General features: G+C 57.2%; 17 protein-coding genes. 14 read left to right on the top strand and 3 right to left on the bottom strand.

The window, feature by feature from the left end; genetic code table 11:
- Positions 1-125: 125 nt before the first annotated feature.
- From phoB to malZ, 5 genes are all read left to right on the top strand, one after another.
- On the top strand, positions 126-815 hold the full coding sequence (phoB, locus tag EGY08_RS08895; protein ID WP_004099401.1) for a phosphate response regulator transcription factor PhoB: 690 nt from the start codon (positions 126-128) through the stop codon (positions 813-815).
- 21 nt (positions 816-836) lie between these two features.
- Positions 837-2,126, top strand: a complete 1,290-nt coding sequence (phoR, locus tag EGY08_RS08890; protein ID WP_123828414.1) for a phosphate regulon sensor histidine kinase PhoR — start codon at positions 837-839, stop codon at positions 2,124-2,126.
- A 418-nt stretch (positions 2,127-2,544) separates the two neighbouring features.
- On the top strand, positions 2,545-3,864 hold the full coding sequence (gene brnQ, locus EGY08_RS08885) for a branched-chain amino acid transporter carrier protein BrnQ (RefSeq protein WP_004129638.1): 1,320 nt from the start codon (positions 2,545-2,547) through the stop codon (positions 3,862-3,864).
- A 123-nt stretch (positions 3,865-3,987) separates the two neighbouring features.
- Complete coding sequence (gene proY, locus EGY08_RS08880; RefSeq protein WP_123828413.1) at positions 3,988-5,358, top strand: proline-specific permease ProY; 1,371 nt, start codon at positions 3,988-3,990, stop codon at positions 5,356-5,358.
- Positions 5,359-5,510: 152 nt separating this feature from the next.
- Complete coding sequence (malZ, locus tag EGY08_RS08875) at positions 5,511-7,328, top strand: maltodextrin glucosidase (protein WP_087828310.1); 1,818 nt, start codon at positions 5,511-5,513, stop codon at positions 7,326-7,328.
- Here the strand turns inward: malZ and EGY08_RS08870 are convergent.
- Positions 7,325-8,227, bottom strand: coding sequence for a LysR family transcriptional regulator (locus EGY08_RS08870; RefSeq protein ID WP_004129645.1), 903 nt, complete (start codon positions 8,225-8,227; stop codon positions 7,325-7,327). The genes malZ and EGY08_RS08870 overlap by 4 nt on opposite strands.
- A gap of 291 nt (positions 8,228-8,518) precedes the next feature.
- Between EGY08_RS08870 and EGY08_RS08865 the strand changes: the two genes are divergently transcribed.
- From EGY08_RS08865 to EGY08_RS08845, 5 genes are all read left to right on the top strand, one after another.
- Entirely contained in the window at positions 8,519-9,160 is a 642-nt protein-coding gene (locus EGY08_RS08865; protein ID WP_004129647.1) for a hydrolase, read from the top strand.
- 306 nt (positions 9,161-9,466) lie between these two features.
- Complete coding sequence (locus tag EGY08_RS08860; protein ID WP_004129650.1) at positions 9,467-10,012, top strand: antibiotic biosynthesis monooxygenase; 546 nt, start codon at positions 9,467-9,469, stop codon at positions 10,010-10,012.
- Between the two features lie 24 nt (positions 10,013-10,036).
- Complete coding sequence (locus EGY08_RS08855; RefSeq protein ID WP_004129654.1) at positions 10,037-11,905, top strand: amidohydrolase; 1,869 nt, start codon at positions 10,037-10,039, stop codon at positions 11,903-11,905.
- Between the two features lie 136 nt (positions 11,906-12,041).
- Positions 12,042-14,693, top strand: a complete 2,652-nt coding sequence (locus EGY08_RS08850; RefSeq protein WP_123828412.1) for a DUF2339 domain-containing protein — start codon at positions 12,042-12,044, stop codon at positions 14,691-14,693.
- The gene (locus tag EGY08_RS08845; RefSeq protein WP_087828313.1) at positions 14,690-16,084 is read left to right on the top strand and encodes a DUF3999 domain-containing protein; all 1,395 of its coding nucleotides are present in this window, start codon (positions 14,690-14,692) and stop codon (positions 16,082-16,084) included. The genes EGY08_RS08850 and EGY08_RS08845 overlap by 4 nt, the downstream gene beginning before the upstream one ends.
- 47 nt (positions 16,085-16,131) lie before the next feature.
- On the opposite strand, the gene EGY08_RS08840 is transcribed toward EGY08_RS08845, so the two are convergent.
- Both EGY08_RS08840 and acpH read right to left on the bottom strand, forming a co-directional pair.
- Positions 16,132-16,734 carry a peroxiredoxin gene (locus EGY08_RS08840; protein WP_004099418.1) on the bottom strand — a complete coding sequence of 201 codons (603 nt, stop codon included), beginning with the start codon at positions 16,732-16,734 and terminating at the stop codon, positions 16,132-16,134.
- A 170-nt stretch (positions 16,735-16,904) separates the two neighbouring features.
- Complete coding sequence (gene acpH / locus EGY08_RS08835) at positions 16,905-17,486, bottom strand: ACP phosphodiesterase (RefSeq protein ID WP_004129663.1); 582 nt, start codon at positions 17,484-17,486, stop codon at positions 16,905-16,907.
- Positions 17,487-17,577: 91 nt separating this feature from the next.
- On the opposite strand from acpH, the gene queA reads away from it, so the two are divergent.
- Genes queA through secD form a run of 4 tightly spaced genes read left to right on the top strand, consistent with a single transcriptional unit; the run spans position 17,578 to position 22,059 of the window.
- Positions 17,578-18,648 carry a tRNA preQ1(34) S-adenosylmethionine ribosyltransferase-isomerase QueA gene (queA, locus tag EGY08_RS08830; protein WP_004129664.1) on the top strand — a complete coding sequence of 357 codons (1,071 nt, stop codon included), beginning with the start codon at positions 17,578-17,580 and terminating at the stop codon, positions 18,646-18,648.
- Between the two features lie 53 nt (positions 18,649-18,701).
- A complete protein-coding gene (gene tgt / locus EGY08_RS08825; RefSeq protein WP_087828315.1) occupies positions 18,702-19,829 on the top strand; it encodes a tRNA guanosine(34) transglycosylase Tgt in 1,128 nt (375 codons plus the stop codon).
- A gap of 22 nt (positions 19,830-19,851) precedes the next feature.
- Complete coding sequence (gene yajC, locus EGY08_RS08820; RefSeq protein WP_004099423.1) at positions 19,852-20,184, top strand: preprotein translocase subunit YajC; 333 nt, start codon at positions 19,852-19,854, stop codon at positions 20,182-20,184.
- 27 nt (positions 20,185-20,211) lie between these two features.
- Positions 20,212-22,059 carry a protein translocase subunit SecD gene (gene secD, locus EGY08_RS08815; protein ID WP_071532289.1) on the top strand — a complete coding sequence of 616 codons (1,848 nt, stop codon included), beginning with the start codon at positions 20,212-20,214 and terminating at the stop codon, positions 22,057-22,059.
- Positions 22,060-22,063: the final 4 nt, after the last annotated feature.

Raw genomic sequence — 22,063 nt, 5'->3', positions numbered from 1 at the left:
AAGTCCGTGTCACAATTCGAAATCCGCGTTCATCTGGCGGTCATTTTTTTCATAAATCTGTCATAAATCTGACGCATAATGGCCGCGCACTTCTATACTGATGGCTAAAAAATACAGGGTAAATAATGGCGAGAAGAATTCTGGTCGTTGAAGATGAAGCTCCAATCCGCGAAATGGTTTGCTTTGTTCTGGAGCAAAACGGCTTTCAGCCCGTCGAGGCGGAAGATTTTGACAGCGCGGTCAATCAGCTCAATGAACCCTGGCCTGATTTAATCCTCCTTGACTGGATGCTGCCGGGTGGGTCGGGTCTGCAGTTTATTAAACAGCTCAAGCGTGAAGCGATGACCCGTGATATTCCAGTGGTGATGCTGACCGCCCGCGGCGAAGAAGAAGATCGCGTCCGCGGCCTGGAAACCGGTGCGGATGATTACATTACCAAGCCATTTTCCCCGAAAGAGCTGGTGGCGCGCATTAAAGCCGTGATGCGGCGAATCTCGCCGATGGCGGTGGAAGAGGTGATTGAAATGCAGGGCCTGAGCCTCGACCCTTCTTCACATCGCGTGATGACCGGCGAAAATCCGCTGGATATGGGGCCGACGGAATTTAAATTATTACACTTCTTCATGACGCATCCGGAGCGGGTCTATAGCCGCGAACAGCTGCTGAATCACGTCTGGGGCACCAACGTTTATGTAGAAGACAGAACGGTAGACGTGCATATACGCCGTCTGCGCAAAGCGCTGGAACATAGCGGCCATGACCGGATGGTACAAACGGTTCGCGGTACGGGATATCGTTTCTCCGCCCGTTTCTGAATGCTGACAGGAGTGTGAACCGTGCTGGAACGGCTGTCATGGAAAAGGCTGGCGCTTGAGCTTTTCTTATGTTGTATCCCGGCCCTGATCCTCGGGGCGTTTGTAGGTCATCTGCCGTGGTTTTTATTGGCGGCAGTGACCGGCCTTCTTATCTGGCATTTCTGGAATCTGATGCGCCTGTCGTGGTGGCTGTGGGTCGACCGCAGCATGACGCCGCCGCCGGGTAGCGGCAGTTGGGAACCCCTGCTGTACGGTCTGCACCAGATGCAAATGCGTAATAAAAAGCGCCGCCGTGAGCTAGGAAGCCTGATTAAACGCTTTCGCAGCGGGGCGGAGTCTCTGCCGGACGCGGTGGTGCTGACCACCGAAGTAGGCGCGATGTTCTGGTGTAACGGCCTGGCCCAGCAGATCCTTAATCTGCGCTGGCCCGACGATAACGGGCAGAATATCCTCAACCTTCTGCGCTATCCTGAATTTGCTAATTACATGAAATACCGCGACTTCTCCAGGCCGCTCAATCTGGTGCTGAATAATGGCCGCCATCTGGAAATTCGTATGATGCCCTATAGCGACAAACAGCTGCTGATGGTGGCGCGCGATGTCACGCAGATGCACCAGCTGGAAGGGGCGCGGCGTAACTTTTTCGCCAACGTTAGCCATGAACTGCGCACGCCGCTGACGGTGTTGCAGGGGTATCTGGAGATGATGCAGGAGCAGGTGCTGGAAGGTGGAACGCGCGAAAAAGCGTTACACACCATGCGCGAACAAACCCAGCGTATGGAAGGCCTGGTGAAGCAGTTGCTGACGCTGTCGCGCATTGAAGCCGCGCCGGTACTGGCGATGAACGATAAAATCGACGTGCCGATGATGCTGCGGGTCGTCGAGCGCGAGGCGCAAACGCTAAGCCAGCAGAAGCATGAGCTGCATTTTTCGGTCGATGACTCGCTTAAAGTGCTGGGCAATGAAGAACAGCTGCGCAGCGCGATTTCCAACCTGGTGTATAACGCGGTCAACCATACGCCAGCGGGAACGGTGATTACCGTAACCTGGCAGCGGGCGCCGCACGGCGCGTTGTTTAGCGTCGAGGATAACGGGCCGGGGATCGCGCCGGAGCATATTCCGCGGCTGACCGAACGTTTCTACCGGGTGGATAAAGCGCGCTCGCGGCAAACTGGCGGCAGCGGTCTCGGACTGGCGATTGTTAAACATGCCGTCAGCCATCACGATAGCCGCCTTGAGATCGAGAGCGCGGTCGGCAAAGGCACCCGCTTTAGCTTCTTATTACCGGAACGTTTAATTGCCAAAAATTAAACCCGGACGGGTGAGTGTCAGCATTCCTTGCCAATGACCAGCTTCGGCTGGTCATTTTCGTTTGCAGCGCCATCACAGCTGCATAATTAACGAGCGTTAGCTGCTTTTTTGTTCGCATGATAAGCCAGATGTTTTCTATCATTCTGGCTAATGATGCTATTCATTAAAATAGAGTTAGCATAATCATCTGCTTTTGCGATCCCTCCTTGCTTTAAAACGTTATAAGCGTTTAAATTGCCCCCCTACGGTCGCAGACAGACTGTTTTTGCGTGGTAATACAAAAAACAATTCTTTTCCACGCCGCTTTGGGAGCATATCCCGCTGAGTTTACTGACAATGGCCGCTGTATCATCCCCAGGGGAAAGGCGCGGTATTAATCCGTTTTTACAACACCACATCCACAGGCTGTAATGAATTTATGACCCATCAGTTAAAATCTCGCGACATCATTGCGTTGGGCTTTATGACCTTCGCGCTGTTCGTCGGCGCAGGCAATATTATCTTTCCTCCGATGGTTGGCTTACAGGCCGGCGAGCACGTCTGGACCGCGGCTATTGGCTTTCTGATTACCGCCGTGGGTCTGCCGGTGCTAACGGTCGTGGCGTTGGCTAAGGTCGGCGGCGGCGTAGAGAGCCTGAGCACGCCGATTGGTAAAGTCGCCGGTATTCTGCTGGCGGTGGTCTGCTATCTTGCCGTTGGGCCGCTGTTCGCGACTCCGCGCACCGCCACCGTCTCTTTTGAAGTGGGGATTGCGCCGCTGACCGGCGACGGTCCGCTGCCGCTGCTGATTTATAGCGTTATCTATTTTGCGCTGGTGATCCTCGTTTCGCTCTATCCGGGCAAGCTGCTGGACACCGTGGGGAATTTCCTCGCGCCGCTGAAAATTATCGCCCTGATTATTCTCGCCGTTGCGGCGATCGTCTGGCCTGCCGGTCCGCTGAGCCACGCGATGGAAGCCTACCGCACCGCGCCGTTCTCTAACGGTTTCGTCAACGGCTATCTGACTATGGATACCCTGGGCGCGATGGTCTTTGGCATCGTGATTGTCAACGCCGCGCGTTCCCGCGGCGTGACCGAAGCCCGCCTGCTGACCCGCTACACCGTGTGGGCTGGCCTGATGGCCGGCGTGGGCTTGACGCTGCTGTACCTGGCGCTGTTCCGTTTAGGTTCAGATAGCGGCACGCTGGTTGAGCAATCCGCTAACGGCGCGGCGATTCTCCATGCTTACGTTCAGCATACTTTCGGCGGCGCGGGAAGCTTTATGCTGGCGGCGCTGATCTTTATCGCCTGTCTGGTGACGGCGGTGGGCCTGACCTGCGCCTGCGCGGAGTTCTTCGCCCAGTACCTGCCGTTCTCCTATCGTACGCTGGTCTTTATCCTCGGCCTGTTTTCGATGGCGGTCTCCAACCTCGGTCTGAGCCACCTGATTCAGATTTCGATTCCGGTGCTGACGGCTATCTATCCGCCGTGTATCGCACTGGTTGTATTAAGCTTTACCCGCGGTTGGTGGCATAATTCGTCCCGCGTTATCGCCCCGGCAATGTTTATCAGCCTGATGTTTGGTATCATTGACGGCATTAAAGCGTCGGCGTTTGCAGATATTATGCCGTCCTGGACCGCGCGTCTGCCGCTGGCGGAGCAGGGTCTGGCCTGGCTGATGCCAACCGCCGTGATGGTGATTCTGGCCGTTATCTGGGATCGCGCAGCAGGACGTCAGGTGACTTCCAGCGCGCACTAACCGACGCTTTACACAGGTGTTTAACCACGGGACTTCAGGTCCCGTGGTTTTTTGTTTTTTTGGTCACCCTCCCTGGTGCTTTGCCCACGCGAAGGCCAGAGGAGAAAAACGGCATGGAACACGATGGAAAGTAGTAACAAGCTTAAGCGCGGGCTAAGTACCCGGCATATTCGCTTTATGGCGTTGGGGTCGGCAATCGGTACCGGCCTTTTCTATGGTTCGGCTGACGCGATTAAAATGGCGGGTCCGAGCGTTCTGTTGGCTTATATTATCGGCGGCGTCGCGGCCTACATTATTATGCGCGCGCTGGGCGAGATGTCGGTGCATAATCCGGCCGCCAGTTCGTTCTCGCGCTACGCGCAGGATTACCTTGGCCCGCTGGCGGGCTATATCACTGGCTGGACCTACTGTTTTGAAATTCTGATTGTCGCCATCGCCGACGTCACGGCCTTCGGCATCTATATGGGCGTCTGGTTCCCGGCGGTACCGCACTGGATTTGGGTGCTCAGCGTGGTGCTGATTATCTGCGCCGTCAACCTGATGAGCGTGAAGGTCTTCGGCGAGCTGGAATTCTGGTTCTCCTTCTTCAAAGTCGCCACCATTATCATCATGATCCTCGCTGGTTTCGGCATCATTATCTGGGGTATTGGCAACGGCGGGCAGCCGACCGGCATCCACAACCTGTGGAGCAACGGCGGCTTCTTCAGCAACGGCTGGCTGGGGATGGTGATGTCGCTGCAGATGGTGATGTTCGCCTACGGCGGCATTGAGATTATCGGTATTACCGCCGGCGAAGCGAAAGATCCGGAGAAATCCATACCGCGCGCCATTAACTCGGTGCCGATGCGTATTCTGGTGTTTTACGTGGGTACGCTGTTTGTAATTATGTCTATCTATCCGTGGAACCAGGTCGGGACCAACGGCAGCCCGTTCGTCTTAACCTTCCAGCATCTCGGCATCACTTTTGCCGCCAGCATCCTGAACTTTGTGGTGCTGACCGCTTCGCTATCGGCGATTAACTCCGATGTCTTTGGCGTAGGGCGTATGCTGCACGGCATGGCGGAGCAGGGCAGCGCGCCGAAAATGCTTGCTAAAACCTCACGTCGCGGGGTGCCGTGGGTGACAGTGATGGTGATGACCATCGCGCTGCTGTTCGCGGTCTATCTTAACTATATTATGCCGGAGAACGTTTTCCTGGTGATCGCCTCGCTGGCCACTTTCGCCACCGTCTGGGTGTGGATTATGATCCTGTTGTCGCAGATCGCCTTCCGTCGCCGTCTGCCGCCGGAAGAGGCGAAGGCGCTTAAGTTCAAGGTACCCGGAGGGGTAACGACCACGGTGATTGGCCTGCTGTTCCTGGTCTTTATTATCGGTCTGATTGGCTACCACCCCGATACCCGCATCTCGCTGTACGTTGGCTTTGCGTGGATACTTCTGCTGCTGATTGGCTGGCAGTTTAAAACCCGCCGCGAGCGAAAGCTGGCGAAAGCGTAGTCATTTGCTTCTCTTCTTGCCGGATACGCACAGGCTATCCGGCAAGCGATCCCTCCACCCCCGCCATCCTCCCCCAATAATTCTGCCGATGATGAGTCATACGCCAGTACGCTGTGGCAAGGTGTGCCCATTCTGCAAAGAGAGGAATAACAATGTTGAAGGCATGGCACCTCCCGGTTGCTCCGTTTATCAAGGAACAGCAGGAACGACTGATGATTACGCTATGGTTGAGCGGCGACGATCTGCCGCCGCGGGTGACCCTACGCGCGGAAGAGGATAACGAAGAGCTGTCGCTGCCGATGCACCGCCTGCGGCAGGCGCCGTATCCGGGCGTGGTGGCGTGGCGCGGGGAAATCAACCTCGTCAATGGGCAGCCGCGTCGGCGCTACAGCTTCAAGCTGCTGTGGGCCGATCGTCAGCTGTGGTTCACGCCGCAGGGATTCAACCGCTTTCCGCCGGCGAGGCTGGAGCAGTTTGCGGTCGATTTGCCAGACAGCGGGCCGCAGTGGGTGGCCGATCAGGTGTTTTATCAAATTTTCCCTGACCGTTTTGCCCGCAGCCAGTCCCGCGAAGCGGAACAGGATGTAACTTACTACCACCACGCCGCCGGTCACGATATTGTGCGTAAAGCGTGGGATGAACCGTTAACCGCCGAGGCGGGCGGCTCCACCTTTTACGGCGGCGATCTCGATGGTATCAGCGAGAAGCTGCCGTATCTGAAGCAGCTTGGCGTCACGGCGCTGTATCTCAACCCGGTGTTTGTCGCTCCCAGCGTGCATAAATATGATACCGAGGATTACCGCCGCGTTGATCCGCAGTTTGGCGGCGATGCGGCGCTGCTACGCCTGCGTCACAACACGCAAAAAGAGGGGATGCGTCTGATCCTCGATGGCGTGTTCAACCATAGCGGCGATTCGCATGCCTGGTTCGACCGCCACCAGCGCGGTAGCGGCGGCGCCTGCCATAACGCCGATTCGCCGTGGCGCGACTGGTATAATTTTTCCCCCGAGGGCGTTGCCCACGACTGGCTGGGATACGCCAGCCTGCCGAAGCTGGACTACCGTTCGTCGACGCTGATCGATGAAATCTACGGCGGGGAAGATAGCGTGGTGCGCCATTGGCTGAAAGCGCCATGGAGCATGGACGGCTGGCGCCTGGACGTGGTACACATGCTGGGCGAAGGGGGCGGGGCGCGCAATAACCTGCGCCATATCGCCGGCATTACCCAGGCGGCGAAGCTGGAGCGGTCGGACGCTTTCGTGTTCGGCGAGCATTTCGGCGACGCGCGCCAGTGGCTACAGGCTGACGTTGAAGACTCGGCGATGAACTACCGCGGCTTCACCTTCCCGCTATGGGGCTTCCTCGCGAACACCGATATCTCCTACGATCCGCAGAAAATTGATGCGCAGACCTGCATGGCATGGATGGACAACTATCGGGCCGGGTTGTCGCACCAGCAGCAGCTGAGGATGTTTAACCAGCTCGATAGCCACGATACCGCCCGCTTTAAGTCTCTGCTGGGTAAAGATGTCGCACGCCTGCCGCTGGCGGTGGTGTGGCTATTTAGCTGGCCGGGCGTGCCGTGCATTTACTACGGCGACGAAGTGGGCGTGGACGGCAATAACGATCCGTTTTGCCGCAAACCGTTCCCGTGGGATCCGGCGTTGCAGGATGGCGATCTGCTCGACCTGTACAAGCGGATGTGCAAGCTGCGTAAGGCCAATCAGGCGCTGCGCTACGGCGGCTGCCAGGCGATTTATGCCGAAGATAACGTGGTGGTGTTCGTGCGCGTCTATAAGCAGCAGCGCGTGCTGGTGGCGATCAACCGCGGCGAAGCCTGCGAGGTAGTGGTAGAGGATTCGCCGCTACTCGACGTCAACGGCTGGCAGTTGAAAGAGGGCGCCGGGGAGCTACACGACGGCGTGCTGACGCTACCGGCGATCTCCGCCAGCGTCTGGTTTAGCCGCTAGTCGTAGAGCTGGCCCAGGCTTTCACTTTGCAAAATGGCCTCGCGCCACCAGCGCTGGGCCAGCCCGTCGTTGCCGCTTCGCCAGGCCATATAGGTGATATCTTTCTCACGGCAGGAGATAACGGCCTTTTCGACTAGCTCGCCTTTTTCCAGCCACGGCCGGGCAATATGGCGCGGTAAAAAGCCGCAGCCCAGCCCGGCGCGCAAGAGTTCGACTTTACTGGCGAAATCATCCACGCGAATTTGCGGCTGTTCGTCGAGCAGGTTACTGTTGAGCGGATGGCAGTAGCGGGCGCTGTCGCTGATGACCACCGCGCGATGCAGGCTGAGCTGCTTGTTGGTCAGCGGTTGGGTGGTTTCCGCCAGCGGATGCCCCGGCGCGATGACGAAGATATTGTCCATGGCGCCGAGCATTTTCCACGACCATTCGGCGGAGGTCGGTGGTTCATTGATCGCCCCGAGAATAATATCCGCGCCGTTGTGAGTGAGCTCTTCCCACGAGCCCGCAAGGGTATGGTGGGTAAAGTTAAGGCGGGTTTGCGGGTGCTGGGCATAGAACGCGTCGATCAGCGGCAGCAGCGCGCTGAACGGGAAAGAGTCATCCAGGGCGATAGCCAGATCCCGCTCCCAACCGGCGCTGAGCTGCACCGCCTGCTTTTCCAGATCTTTGGCGGCATTTAGCAGCAATCGGCCTTTCTCCAACATCATTCTGCCGGTATCGGTAAATTTAGCCCGATGTCCGGAGCGATCCAGCAGGGTGATATTCAGATCGTTTTCCAGCTTTTGAATCATGTAGCTCAGCGCGGCAGGGGTTTTAAATAGCGATTCTGCGGCGGTGGCAAAAGAGCCATGTTTGTCCAGCGCGTCGAGAATCAACAGGACATCAAGGTTCAGGCGCATGCGTCAGCTTCCGGTAAAAAAGAGTGCCCCCGTTTTACCTGAGCGTCCTGTTCAATTCCAGTGAATAATTTAGAACGGTTATCCGTAAAAATTTGATAAACATAATTTCGCGCATCTTGTAATGGTTAATTGAATAACCATAACTTTTCGCTTTGGAAATAAATCAGAAAAAAATCTTTAATAACTCGTTAGAAATTACTGACTATACTCATCATGCTTTATCAGTCAGGATCCAGACAGCACAACGGAAACGGTAGTATCTTTTTAACTCATTGATTAACAGGATATGTTATGTCTATTCGTGAACTGATCGATCCCTCAAACTCAGCGCTTATTTTTATTGACCACCAGCCGCAAATGTCTTTTGGCGTGGCCAATATTGACCGTCAGACTCTCAAAAATAATACGGTGGCTTTAGCCAAAGCGGGCAAAATTTTTAATGTTCCGGTGATTTATACTTCCGTAGAAACTAAAAGCTTCAGCGGTTATATCTGGCCGGAACTGCTGGCCGTGCATCCTGATGTGAAACCCATTGAACGTACCTCGATGAACTCCTGGGAAGATGCGGCTTTTGTGGCCGCGGTAAAAGCCACCGGGCGTAAAAAATTGATTATTTCCGCGCTGTGGACGGAAGTTTGCCTGACCTTCCCGGCGCTTATGGCGCTGGACGCAGGCTATGAAGTTTACGTGGTGACCGATACCTCCGGCGGCACCTCGGTTGATGCCCACGAGCGCTCAATTGACCGTATGGTGCAGGCCGGCGCGGTGCCGGTGACCTGGCAGCAGGTGCTGCTTGAGTACCAGCGCGACTGGTCGCGTAAAGAGACCTATGACGCGGTAATGGATCTGGTGCGCGAGCACAGCGGCGCCTACGGGATGGGCGTGGATTACGCTTATACCATGGTGCACGGCGCTCCAGAGCGTAAAGCTTAAATACACTTCATCCTTCAAGCTGCCTCTTTGTTGGCTTCGTTTGCCCGCGCCGGTCACTGACTCATGTCAGCTCCCGGGGACGAACAACCTTGCCGCCTCGACGCAGCGTGAATGATTTTGTGTATTGGCATCATCCTTCAGCTGCCTCTTTGTGGGCTTGGTTTGCCCGCCCCGGTCACTGACTCATGTCAGCTCCCGGGGACGAACAACCTTGCCGCCTCGACGCAGCGTGAATGATTTTGTGTATGGTCATGTATAGCTAATGGCGGCGGACAACCCGCCATTCCCTGAAGCAAGGAACTCTTAATGGCGCAACAGAAATCGGTGACCCTGGTGATCAGCCATGTGCTCGACCCGGAGCATGGCCAGCGGTATGAAGCGTGGCTGGGCAAAATTATGCCGATTGCGGCAGAGTTTCCCGGCCATCTTGGCGCAAACGTCATTCGTCCGGCCCCCGGGCAGAATTTATGGAGCGTGATTATTCGCTTCGACACCATTGAGCATCTTTATGCCTGGACCCAGTCGGAGACCCGCCGCCAGCTGGTGGCGGAAATTGCGCCGCTGCTAAGCGAAGGCGATCGTACCGAAGTCCGGACTGAACCGGCCTTCTGGTTTACGCCGCCCGCGGCGAACGTGCGCCAGCCGCGACGCTGGAAGCAATTTTTAATCACCCTGCTGGTGATTTTCCCCAGTACTAACCTGGTGCCGTCGATAACCGGAATACTGTTGCCCTCGCTGAAGGGAAGCCTGTTGCTGCATCTGATCAATGATGCCTGTGTGGTCGCGCTGGTGGTCTGGTTCTGGATGCCCATCGTGACCCGTCTGTTTGCTGGCTGGTTAAAGAAAAACTGAGCCAGCCTCCTGAAGGAGTGCGTTATGTCGCAAACTGCCACACTGATCCTGACCCACGGTCGGGTTCATACTCTCGATCGTCAACACCCTCTGGCCGATGCGGTGGCGATCGCTGACGGTAAAATTCTCGCAGCCGGTAGCCACGATCGGATCATGAGCTTTGCCGCTGAAGGGACGCAAATTATCGATCTTAAAGGCCATACGGTGATCCCCGGCCTGAACGACTCCCATCTGCACTTGATCCGCGGCGGTCTGAACTACAATCTGGAGCTTCGCTGGGAGGGGGTTCCCTCGCTGGCGGACGCGCTACGGATGCTAAAAGATCAGGCCGATCGCACGCCGTCGCCGCAGTGGGTGCGGGTCGTCGGCGGCTGGAGCGAATTCCAGTTCGCTGAACGGCGGATGCCGACGCTGGAGGAGCTTAATGATGCGGCGCCGGATACCCCGGTGTTTGTCCTGCATCTGTACGATCGCGCATTGCTTAACCGCGCGGCCCTGAAGGCGGTGGGCTACACCAAAGAGACGCCGGATCCGGCGGGCGGCGAGATCGTTCGCGACGGCAACGGTAATCCTACCGGCATGCTGATCGCCAAACCCAACGCCATGATCCTCTACTCGACGCTGGCCAAAGGGCCGAAGCTGCCGCTGGAACTTCAGGTCAACTCAACGCGACAGTTTATGCGCGAGCTGAATCGTCTGGGGCTGACCAGCGCCATTGATGCCGGGGGCGGTTTCCAGAACTACCCGGAAGATTATGAAATTATTGAACAGCTGCACGCCAAAGAGCAGATGACCGTGCGGATTGCCTATAACCTGTTTACCCAGCGGCCTAAGCAGGAGCTGGAAGATTTTGAGCGCTGGACCGATATGCTCAAGCCGGGACAGGGCACCGATTTTTACCGCGCCAACGGCGCCGGGGAGATGCTGGTTTTCTCGGCGGCGGATTTCGAAGACTTCCTCCAGCCGCGTCCGGATCTGCCGGAAGGGATGGAAGATGAGCTGGAGCGGGTGGTGCGCCACTTGGTTGAACATCGCTGGCCGTTCCGCCTGCATGCCACCTATGATGAATCCATCAGCCGGATGCTCGACGTCTTCGAGAAGGTGAATCGCGATATTCCGTTCAACGGTCTGCACTGGTTCTTCGATCATGCGGAAACCATCACCGAGCGCAATATCGAACGCGTTAAAGCGCTGGGCGGCGGCATTGCCGTGCAGCACCGTATGGCTTTCCAGGGCGAATATTTTGTCGACCGCTACGGTAAAGATGCGGTCAAACATACGCCGCCGGTGGCGAAAATGCTCGAGCTGGAGGTTCCGGTGGGGCTGGGGACGGATGCTACCCGCGTGGCGAGCTACAATCCGTGGACCGCGCTCTACTGGCTGGTTTCCGGCCGTACCGTCGGCGGGATGGCGATGTATGACGACAGCAACCGCCTGCCGCGCGACGTGGCGCTGGAGCTGTGGACGGCGGGAAGCGCGTGGTTTTCCAGCGAACAGGGTAAGAAAGGGCGCATTGAACAAGGCCAGCTTGCCGACCTGGTGGTGCTCTCCAAAGACTATTTCAGCGTCGCGGAAGAGGAAATCAAGGGGATCGAGTCGGTGCTGACGGTGGTGGACGGCAAGGTGGTGTACGCCGCCGGACACTTCTCGCCGCTGGCGCCGCCGCCCATTCCGGTGCTGCCCGAGTGGTCGCCGGTGGTGAAGGTTCCGGGTCATTACCGTTCCGCGCCGCCGACGGCCGCGAAAATCGGTGCAATCGTGCAGATGCACCAGTGCTGCGGCAGCTGCGGCGTACACGGGCATCAGCATGATATTGCGCGCAAATCGTCGATACCGGTTGCCGATGAGCAGGCATTCTGGGGCGTGCTCGGCTGCTCCTGCTTTGCTTTTTAGCGCGACGGGCGCTTATCAGTACCGGTAGGCCAATGAGAGCATCAACGCCCTCATTGGCCTTTTTCATTTTCTCGGATAGCGCTGATAAGACAATGTGTGTCATTCTGCTCCCTCTTCAAACAGTGAAGGTGGGAACATGGACGATCTACTGATCTTTGGCGCCGTGATTTTATTCTGCGGGCTGGTGGTTGGGCCGCTCGTCGCGATTGTCGCTCTCAGGCGCAGCGCGGCGGTCCGTTTTGAGCTGGCGGCTTTGCAACGTCGGGTTGAGGAGCTTGAGCGATGCGGCGTCGCGCCTGCGGCAGAGACCACCGCCTTCGCGCCGACAACGCCAGAAGCCGCTATCGCTGCTGACGCGATGACGGTGAAGCTCAGTGAGCCTCGGCCGGAGCCCGTGGCTGAAGCCATCGATCCGTGGCGCGCGCAGCCAACGCCACAACCGCAGCCAGAGCAAAAGGCGGCCTCTCTCCCCGAAAGCAAGCCATCTTCCGCCTTTGGCGGAATAATATCGTCACTGGCAGGCTGGTTTATGCAGGGCAATCCGCTGGCGAAGCTCGGGATCCTGCTGCTGTTTCTTGGCCTCTCCTTTCTGCTGCGCTATACCGTGGAACACGCTCTGTTCCCCCTCGAATTACGTCTGGTCGCGGCGGCGCTGTTCGCGGTCGTCCTGCTGGCTGTCGGATGGCGATTGCGGCATAAGCAACCGGTGTACGCCCTGATCTTGCAGGGTGGGGCAACGGGCGCGCTCTATCTCACCGTTTTTGGCGCCTTTCGCCTGTGGCAGATGCTGCCGATGACCCTGGCGTTTGCGCTGTTGGTGGCGATCTGCGCGGCGAGCGTTGGGTTGGCGATTGTGCAAAAAGCGCTCAGCCTGGCCATGCTGGCGAGCCTTGGCGGTTATCTTGCGCCGCTGCTGCTCTCTACCGGCGGCGGCAGCCATGTGGCGTTGTTCTCCTTCTATCTTCTGCTGTCGGTCGGCATTCATGCCATTAGCATCCGCCAGCACTGGCGCGAGCTTAATCTGCTTGGCCTGCTGTTTACCTTTGGCGTTGGCGGCCTGTGGGGGCTGAATGAGTATCGGCCAGCGTTTTACCTGAGCTGTCAGCTGTTTTTAATTGCCAATACGCTTATTTTTGGCGTGTTGAGCGTGGCGCTGTCGCTGAGGGCGCAGGAAAAAGGTCGTCAGATTATTGACGGCGTGCTGCTGTTTGCGCCGCCGCTGGTCGGTTTTGGTATGCAGTACGCCATTACCCGGCATATGGAATACGGCCCGGCGCTTAGCGCGCTGGGCTACGGCGGTTTCTATCTGGCCCTTGCCTGGCTGGCGCTGCGTCGCTACCCCTCTTTAGGGAAGCCGCTGGTGCTGGCGGCGCTGGCGCTCGGCGGCGCCTTTACCACGCTGGCCATCCCGCTGGCGCTGTCGGCTCGCTGGACTGCGATGGCCTGGTCGCTGGAAGGTCTTGGCATCCTCTGGCTGGGCGTGCAACAGCAGCAGCGGCGCATGAGCTACAGCGGTACGGCGTTACTTGTACTGGCGGTTGGCAGCGCGCTATGGGCGCAGGCGAATGGCGCCACGCCGCTCTCTTTGCTGCTGATTTTCGCCGTACTCAGCCTTAGCTGGCTGGTTGCCGCCTGGCTGTGGCGAACCGTCCAGGTGCAGGGCAGTTGGGGGCTGCTTATCGGCGGCCTGTTGTTCTGGATGGTGGCGCTTGTGGGCGCATCGCAGCTGGCGGTGAGTAAAGACACGCAGATTGTCTTTGGCGTGCTGGCGGCGCTGGCGGCGTCGGTGTGGTGCTGGCGCGCAGCCGCCGCGCGCTTAGCCTGGCAAGAGCTGGATGCGAGCAAATGGCTGCTGTGGCCAATGATGCTGATGGTGCTGTTTTACCAGCTGTCCCAGCAGCAGATTTTCGCTGCTGGCTGGAAAAATCTGGCCTGGTGCGCGGCGCTACCCGCGGCGGCGGCCCTGCTCTGGCGTGATGGGCATTCACTGCCGCCGCGCCTGAGTAAGCTTGCCCACCTGTCGCTGTTGTGGATGATTTTGCTGGCGCTGGCAATGGAGCTGTTTTGGTTTACCCAGGATTTGCCGTGGGGCATGTCGGCCTGGGCGAGCGGATTAATGATGGCGGCGGGCGGGATGCTGATTTTCCTCGTCTCGGAAGCCGTTCATCGGCAAGTGTGGCCATTCCGGGTATGGCCTGCGCTGTATGCTTCTCAGGCGATGATACCGGTGGCGGTGGCGCTGGGATGCCTGTTAATGCTGACGAATGTGCAGGATGGCACAGTCTACGGTCAGACCTATTTGCCGCTGATTAACCCGTTGGAAGAGGGCGCCGCTTTTGCGCTGCTTGGGCTGACGATATTTTACCGCGTTTCGCGGCGTTATTTTCCGCTGCAGCTATCGGTATGCCGCCCCTGGCCCGTCGTTGCTTTGCTGGCGCTCGGCTTCTGGTGGCTGAATGGTCTGCTGCTGCGCGCCCTGGCCTGGTACGGCGAGGTGGCCTGGAGTATCGAGCCGCTGTGGCATTCGCGTTTAATTCAGACCACTTTCGCGCTGGTCTGGACGCTGGCAGCGCTGACGATCATGCTGCGCGCGACGCGGCGACTTTCCCGCCGCGAATGGCTATGCGGCGCGGCGTTGTTAGGCGTTGTCATTGTGAAACTCATGCTGGTGGATAGCGCAGGCGGCGGCGGGCTGGCGCGGGCTGTTGCGTTTATCGGCGTGGCGATTTTGGTGTTGATCGTCGGGTATTTTTCCCCGTTACCGCCCAAAGCAGGAGAAGAAAAATGAAATGGATGAAAGCGGTGTTATGCGGCGTGCTGCTGGGTGTGACGGGCGCGGCTGTCAGCGGCAATGAAGCGCGAGAAAAACCACTGGATTATATGCAGGGGGTGATGCTGGAAACCAGCGGCGCGTCGCCCTGGTATCGCGTCGAGCTTTCCCCGTTGCTCTATCAGGGGACGGCATGGCCTGATTTGCGCGATGTGCGGGTATTTAACCATCAGGGAGATACGGTACCGTTCGCGCTGCAGGTGCAGAAGGCGCAACCCGTTACGCCTGAAGCGATGACGCTACGGCTTTTCCCTCTGCAGATGTCGCCGGTTCCGCCGCGTGAAGAGGGGCGACGCGGCGGAGAGTCGCTGGTCCTGCGTTCAACAACGGGGATCGAAATTCACCTGGAAACCGATGATGCGAAGGCGCTCGGGCAGAGCTATTTACTGACGCTGCCGGCGGATAAGACGGACGCTTTCGCGCTGGCTCAACTGCGGCTGAACTGGGAATCGTTGGCGGCTAACTGGCAGGGGAAAGCGTCGCTGTATTCCAGCCGCGATTTGAAGTACTGGCGCTCTGTTCAGGAGGATGCGCCTCTTATGGATCTGACGCGCGATAGCGATCGTTTGAAAATGGACACCATTAGCGCTGACCTGACGCTCTCCGCGGACGGGAATCGTTACCTGCTGCTGATCCTCGATGCACAAAGCAAGGCGCCGGCGTTAAATAGCGTGACGGCTCTGGCGGAACGCAGAGAACCGGAGTCTACGCGCATTGAGCTTGATGCTCAGGCGGACAGGGTTTCAGATGAGGAGGCCGTTTGGCGCTGGGCCCGGCCTCAGCCGCTGACTTCGCTCAGAATATCGCTGGCAGGCGAAGGGGTTCTACCGGTCGAGCTTGCCTGGCGTAGCGGCGAAAATGAGCCCTGGCAGCCGCTGACGAAAACCGTGCTGTATCAGCTGGACGGCAAGCGTTCGGACGATATTCCTCTGTCAGGTCAAACGGTTGAAGCGGTTCGCATGAAGACGATTAATGCCCGCTTATCGGCGTCGCTGCCGGCGATAAGCGGCGCGCGCGATAAATACCAGCTGGTCTTTAATACCCAAGGAAAAGGGCCTTATATGCTGGCCTGGGGAAACCGGGCGGCGCAAAAGGCAGATGTCGCCCTGGACATGCTGATCCCGCCGTCGCTGCGTAAGACGCAGTCTGTGAATGATCTCCCTCTGGCGGTCGCGCAAGAAGACGTCATGCTGGGCGGCGAAGCGCGGTTAACGGCGACGTCTGCTGCCGAGCAGCAAAGCAGCTGGAAAACGCTGCTGGTATGGGGTGCGCTGATATTTGGCGTCGTTGTGCTGGCGTTGATGGCGTGGCGCATCTGGCGTGAAGTGAAAAAAAGCGGCTCCGTATAAAACAAAAAAGGCTCGCGTCTGCGAGCCTTTTGCCGAACGTACGCCGATTACAGGCTGGAAACGTTCTCGGTCAGGTATTTAGCCACGCCTTCCGGAGAAGCGGCCATCCCTTCTTTTCCTTTTTCCCACTGCGCCGGGCAAACTTCGCCGTGCTCTTCGTGGAACTGCAGCGCGTCAACCATACGCAGCATTTCGTCGATGTTACGGCCCAGCGGCAGATCGTTAACCACCTGGTGACGAACAACGCCGTTAGCGTCGATCAGGAAGGAACCGCGCAGGGCAACGCCTTCGTCCGGATGCTCGATACCGTACGCTTTCTGGATTTCGCGTTTGATGTCAGCAACCATCGCGTATTTAACCGGGCCGATGCCGCCCTGGTCTACTGGGGTGTTACGCCATGCGTTGTGGACGAACTCGGAGTCAAAAGAAACGCCAACCACTTCTACGCCGCGTTTCTGGAATTCTTCGTAGCGCTTGTCAAAAGCGATCAGTTCAGACGGGCAAACGAAGGTGAAGTCCATCGGCCAGAAGAACAGAACGGTGGCTTTACCGCTGGTGTGCTGTTTGAAGTTGAATTTCTCAACGATTTCGCCGTTACCTAAAACAGCTGCCGCGGTGAAGTCCGGAGCCTGACGAGTAACCAGAACCATATGATTCTCCTGTTAATACTAAGGTTAATTGGAACGCAACGCGGGCAAGTATAGGGAGCGGTGCGGAGGAACTCAACGTGACGCTGACAATCGATGAGATAGGTTTTGTCTATCAATCGTTATTTAAAAGCGCTTTCCAGAATAGCGTTTTCTGAAAAAAGCGCAATCTTTTACAGTTCGCGTTTTTTCGCCTGCGCCATCATCTGCGGGTAGAAGCGCCAGAACTGCTCCTCCAGCCGGTCGTAGTGGGTATCCAGATCCTGCCAGGAATCGCGCAGGGCATCCAGCCGCGGACGGCGGCTGGCCATCCCGTTCAGCACGCGCTGAATAAACTCCATATCCCGATAGCGTTCAAGCCAGCGCTCAGACCATAGGTATTCGTTGAGATTGACAAAACGCGGCGGAGAATCGGGCAAAATAAACGTGACCTGGGCGTGGGCGTAGCGGACAAACTCCGGCAGCGGCAGTTCGGGCGACAGCTGCGCCCAGTGGCGTGACAAGAAATGGTCCCACATCACGTCCAGGGTGATGGGCGCGACCCGGCGCGTTTCGGGGCGAAACCACCCTTTGGCTTCGGCGACTTCGGGCAGGTTATCCGTCAGTACATCGATCCGCCGGTGCATAAAGATGCCCTCTACGACGTCAGCCGGCCATTCGCCGGCGGGGTCGCCGCGAACGAAATCGGCCAGTAAATTACCGGAAAGGGAGCTGTCAGCGAGATGGGCAAGGTGCAGGTGTGCGAGAAAATTCATGCGATTCGTTATCCGGATACGGCTAGTTGTTGCAGCGAAGAGGTGTGAGCACTAGACTAAGCCGCCTGTTTTTAAGTCATGAGTATATGCCATGCGCGTCGCCGATTTCTCCTTTGAATTACCCGAATCCCTGATTGCCCACTATCCCATGCCCGAGCGCAGCAGCTGCCGCTTGCTGTCATTAGACGGGCCGACGGGCGCGCTGACGCACGGTACTTTCACCGATTTACTCGACAAGCTCAACCCAGGCGACCTGCTGGTTTTTAATAATACCCGCGTGATCCCGGCCCGCCTGTTTGGCCGTAAAGCCAGCGGCGGCAAGATTGAGGTGCTGGTCGAGCGTATGCTCGATGATAAACGTATTCTGGCACATATTCGCGCGTCTAAAGCGCCGAAACCCGGCGCCGAGCTGCTGCTTGGCGACGATGAGAGCATTAAAGCAACGATGGTTGCACGCCACGACGCGCTGTTTGAAGTGGCTTTCGACGACGCGCGCAGCGTACTGGATATTCTCAACGCTATCGGCCATATGCCGCTGCCGCCGTACATTGAGCGTCCGGACGAAGAGGCCGACCGCGAGCTGTATCAGACCGTATATAGCGAAAAACCGGGCGCCGTGGCTGCGCCCACCGCCGGCCTGCACTTTGACGAGCCGCTGCTGGCGAAGCTGCGCGAAAAAGGCGTTGAGATGGCGTTTGTTACGCTACACGTCGGAGCGGGGACCTTCCAGCCAGTGCGCGTAGACAGCATTGAAGACCACATTATGCACTCTGAATATGCGGAAGTGCCGCAGGAGGTGGTCGATGCGGTGCTGGCGGCAAAAGCGCGCGGGAACCGGGTGATTGCGGTCGGGACGACCTCGGTGCGTTCGCTGGAAAGCGCGGCGCAGGCGGCGAAAAACGATCTGATTGAGCCCTTCTTCGGCGATACGCAGATTTTTATCTATCCGGGCTATCAGTACAAAGTCATTGATGCGCTGGTGACCAACTTCCATCTGCCTGAATCCACGCTGATTATGCTGGTCTCCGCGTTTGCCGGCTATCAGCACACCATGAACGCCTATAAGGCTGCGGTAGAACAAAAATATCGCTTTTTTAGCTACGGGGACGCGATGTTTATCACGTACAATCCGCAGGCTATTTTTGAACGTGTCGGGGAATAAGTCCGCGATGCGCGTGTTTAACGTCAGACTGTTTTTCTGACGCAGGAGTGATAATGAAATTTGAGTTAGATACTACCGATGGTCGCGCGCGTCGCGGCCGTCTTTTGTTTGAGCGCGGCGTCGTTGAAACGCCAGCGTTTATGCCGGTCGGCACCTACGGTACCGTAAAAGGAATGACGCCGGAGGAAGTTGAAGCGACCGGCGCGCAAATCATCCTCGGCAATACCTTCCACCTGTGGCTGCGTCCGGGCCAGGAAATTATGAAGCTGCACGGCGACCTGCACGACTTTATGCAGTGGAAAGGGCCGATCCTCACTGATTCCGGCGGCTTCCAGGTCTTCAGCCTCGGCGATATTCGCAAGATCACCGAACAGGGTGTGCACTTCCGCAATCCGATCAACGGCGATCCGATTTTCCTCGATCCGGAAAAATCGATGGAGATTCAGTACGATCTCGGTTCCGATATCGTGATGATCTTCGATGAATGCACGCCATACCCGGCGGACTGGGATTACGCTAAGCGTTCGATGGAAATGTCCCTGCGCTGGGCGAAGCGCAGCCGCGACCGTTTTGACGGTCTGGGCAATAAAAATGCGCTGTTTGGCATTATTCAGGGCAGCGTTTACGAAGATTTACGTGATATCTCTGTTAAAGGTCTGGTAGAGATTGGCTTTGATGGCTACGCTGTCGGCGGTTTGGCTGTCGGCGAGCCGAAAGAAGATATGCACCGTATACTGGAGCACGTCTGCCCGCAGATCCCGGCCGACAAGCCGCGATACCTGATGGGCGTCGGTAAGCCGGAAGATCTGGTCGAAGGGGTGCGCCGCGGGATCGATATGTTCGACTGCGTCATGCCGACGCGCAATGCGCGCAATGGCCACCTGTTCGTCACCGACGGCGTGGTGAAAATCCGCAACGCGAAGCACAAGAGCGATACTTCGCCGCTGGATGCAGAATGTGATTGCTACACCTGTCGCAACTATTCACGCGCTTACTTGCATCATCTGGACCGTTGCAACGAAATATTGGGCGCGCGCCTCAATACCATTCATAACCTTCGTTACTATCAGCGCTTAATGGCTGGTTTACGCAAGGCTATTGAAGAGGGTAAATTAGAGAGCTTCGTGACCGATTTTTACCAACGTCAGGGTCGAACCGTTCCACCTTTGAACGTTGACTAATTTTAATAATGAGGGAATTTCAATGAGCTTTTTTATTTCTGATGCGGTAGCAGCAACCGGTGGCGCGGCGCAGGGTAGCCCGATGTCTCTGATCCTGATGCTGGTGGTGTTTGGTCTGATTTTTTACTTCATGATCCTGCGCCCACAGCAGAAACGCACCAAGGAACATAAAAACCTGATGAACTCCATTGCCAAAGGCGATGAAGTACTGACCAACGGCGGCCTGGTTGGGCGCGTCACTAAAGTCGCGGAAAGCGGTTACATCGCTATCGCGCTGAACGATACCACTGAAGTGGTTATCAAACGTGACTTCGTAGCTGCCGTTCTGCCGAAAGGCACCATGAAGGCGCTGTAATTACCCATTTTCCCTAAGGGAACTGCCGTGTTAAACCGTTATCCTTTGTGGAAGTACGTCATGCTGGTCGTCGTTATTGTCGTCGGCTTAGTGTATGCGCTTCCCAACCTGTATGGTGAGGATCCGGCTGTTCAAATCACTGGCGCGCGCGGCGTCGCCGCCAGTGAGCAAACGCTGATCCAGGTCCAGAAAACACTACAAGAAGAAAAAATTACCGCGAAGTCTGTGGCACTGGAAGAGGGCGCAATTCTTGCGCGCTTCGACACCACTGATATCCAGCTGCGCGCGCGCGAAGCGCTGATGGGCGTGCTGGGTGACAAATACGTCGTGGCGCTTAACCTTGCTCCGGCAACCCCGCGCTGGCTGGCGGCCCTTTATGCCGAGCCGATGAAGCTGGGTCTTGATCTGCGCGGCGGCGTGCACTTCCTGATGGAAGTCGACATGGATACCGCGCTGGGCAAACTGCAGGAACAAAATATCGACAGCCTGCGCAGCGAACTGCGTGATAAAGGCATTCCTTACGCGACCGTGCGTAAAGAAGACAACTACGGCCTGAGCATCGCTTTCCGCGACAGCGCCGCGCGCGACCAGGCTATCTCCTACCTTAGCCCTCGTCACCGCGATCTGGTTATCTCCACTCAGGGCAGCACTGGCCTGAAAGCCGTGATGACCGACGACCGTCTGAAAGAAGCTCGCGAATATGCCGTTCAGCAGAACATCAATATCCTGCGTAACCGTGTAAACCAGCTGGGCGTTGCCGAACCTCTGGTTCAGCGTCAGGGCGCCGACCGTATTGTGGTTGAACTGCCGGGTATCCAGGACACCGCGCGTGCGAAAGAGATTCTCGGCGCGACCGCGACCCTGGAATTCCGTCTGGTTAACACCAACGTTGATAGCGCCGCGGCGGCCTCCGGTCGCGTTCCGGGCGACTCGGAAGTGAAATATACCCGCGAAGGCCAGCCGGTTGTGCTGTACAAGCGCGTCATCCTCACCGGTGACCACATCACCGACTCGACGTCGAGCATGGATGAGTACAACCAGGCGCAGGTTAACATCTCCCTGGATAGCGCTGGCGGCAACATCATGTCTAACTTCACCAAGGACAACATCGGTAAACCGATGGCGACCCTGTTTGTGGAGTACAAAGACAGCGGTAAGAAAGATGCCAATGGTCGTGCGATTCTGGCGAAAGAGGAAGAGGTGATTAACATCGCCAACATCCAGTCTCGTCTGGGTAACAGCTTCCGTATTACCGGCATCAGCAACCCGACCGAAGCGCGCCAGCTCTCCCTGCTGCTGCGTGCAGGCGCGCTGATTGCGCCGATTCAGATTGTTGAAGAACGGACCATCGGTCCAACCCTCGGTATGCAGAACATCAAGCAGGGCCTGGAAGCGTGTCTGGCCGGTCTGGTGGTCTCCATCCTGTTTATGATCTTCTTCTACAAGAAGTTCGGCCTGATTGCGACCTCTGCGCTGGTGGCTAACCTGGTGCTGATTGTCGGCATTATGTCCCTGATTCCGGGGGCGACGCTGACCATGCCGGGGATTGCGGGGATCGTCTTAACCCTTGCGGTGGCGGTCGATGCGAACGTTCTGATTAACGAACGTATTAAAGAAGAGCTGAGCAACGGGCGTTCCGTGCAGCAGGCGATTGACGAAGGTTATCGCGGCGCGTTCAGCTCCATCTTTGATGCCAACATTACGACGCTTATCAAAGTCATTATCCTGTACGCGGTCGGTACCGGTGCCATTAAAGGGTTTGCGATTACCACCGGTATCGGTATTGCGACCTCAATGTTTACCGCTATCGTCGGCACCCGTGCCATCGTGAACCTGCTGTACGGCGGCAAGCGCGTTAAAAAGCTGTCTATCTGAGGAG

The sequence above is a fragment of the Klebsiella sp. FDAARGOS_511 genome, from assembly GCF_003812845.1.
Taxonomy (GTDB): domain Bacteria; phylum Pseudomonadota; class Gammaproteobacteria; order Enterobacterales; family Enterobacteriaceae; genus Klebsiella; species Klebsiella grimontii.
Note: the sequence above shows the minus strand (reverse complement) of the source record. Positions and strands in the feature narration are given on the sequence as shown.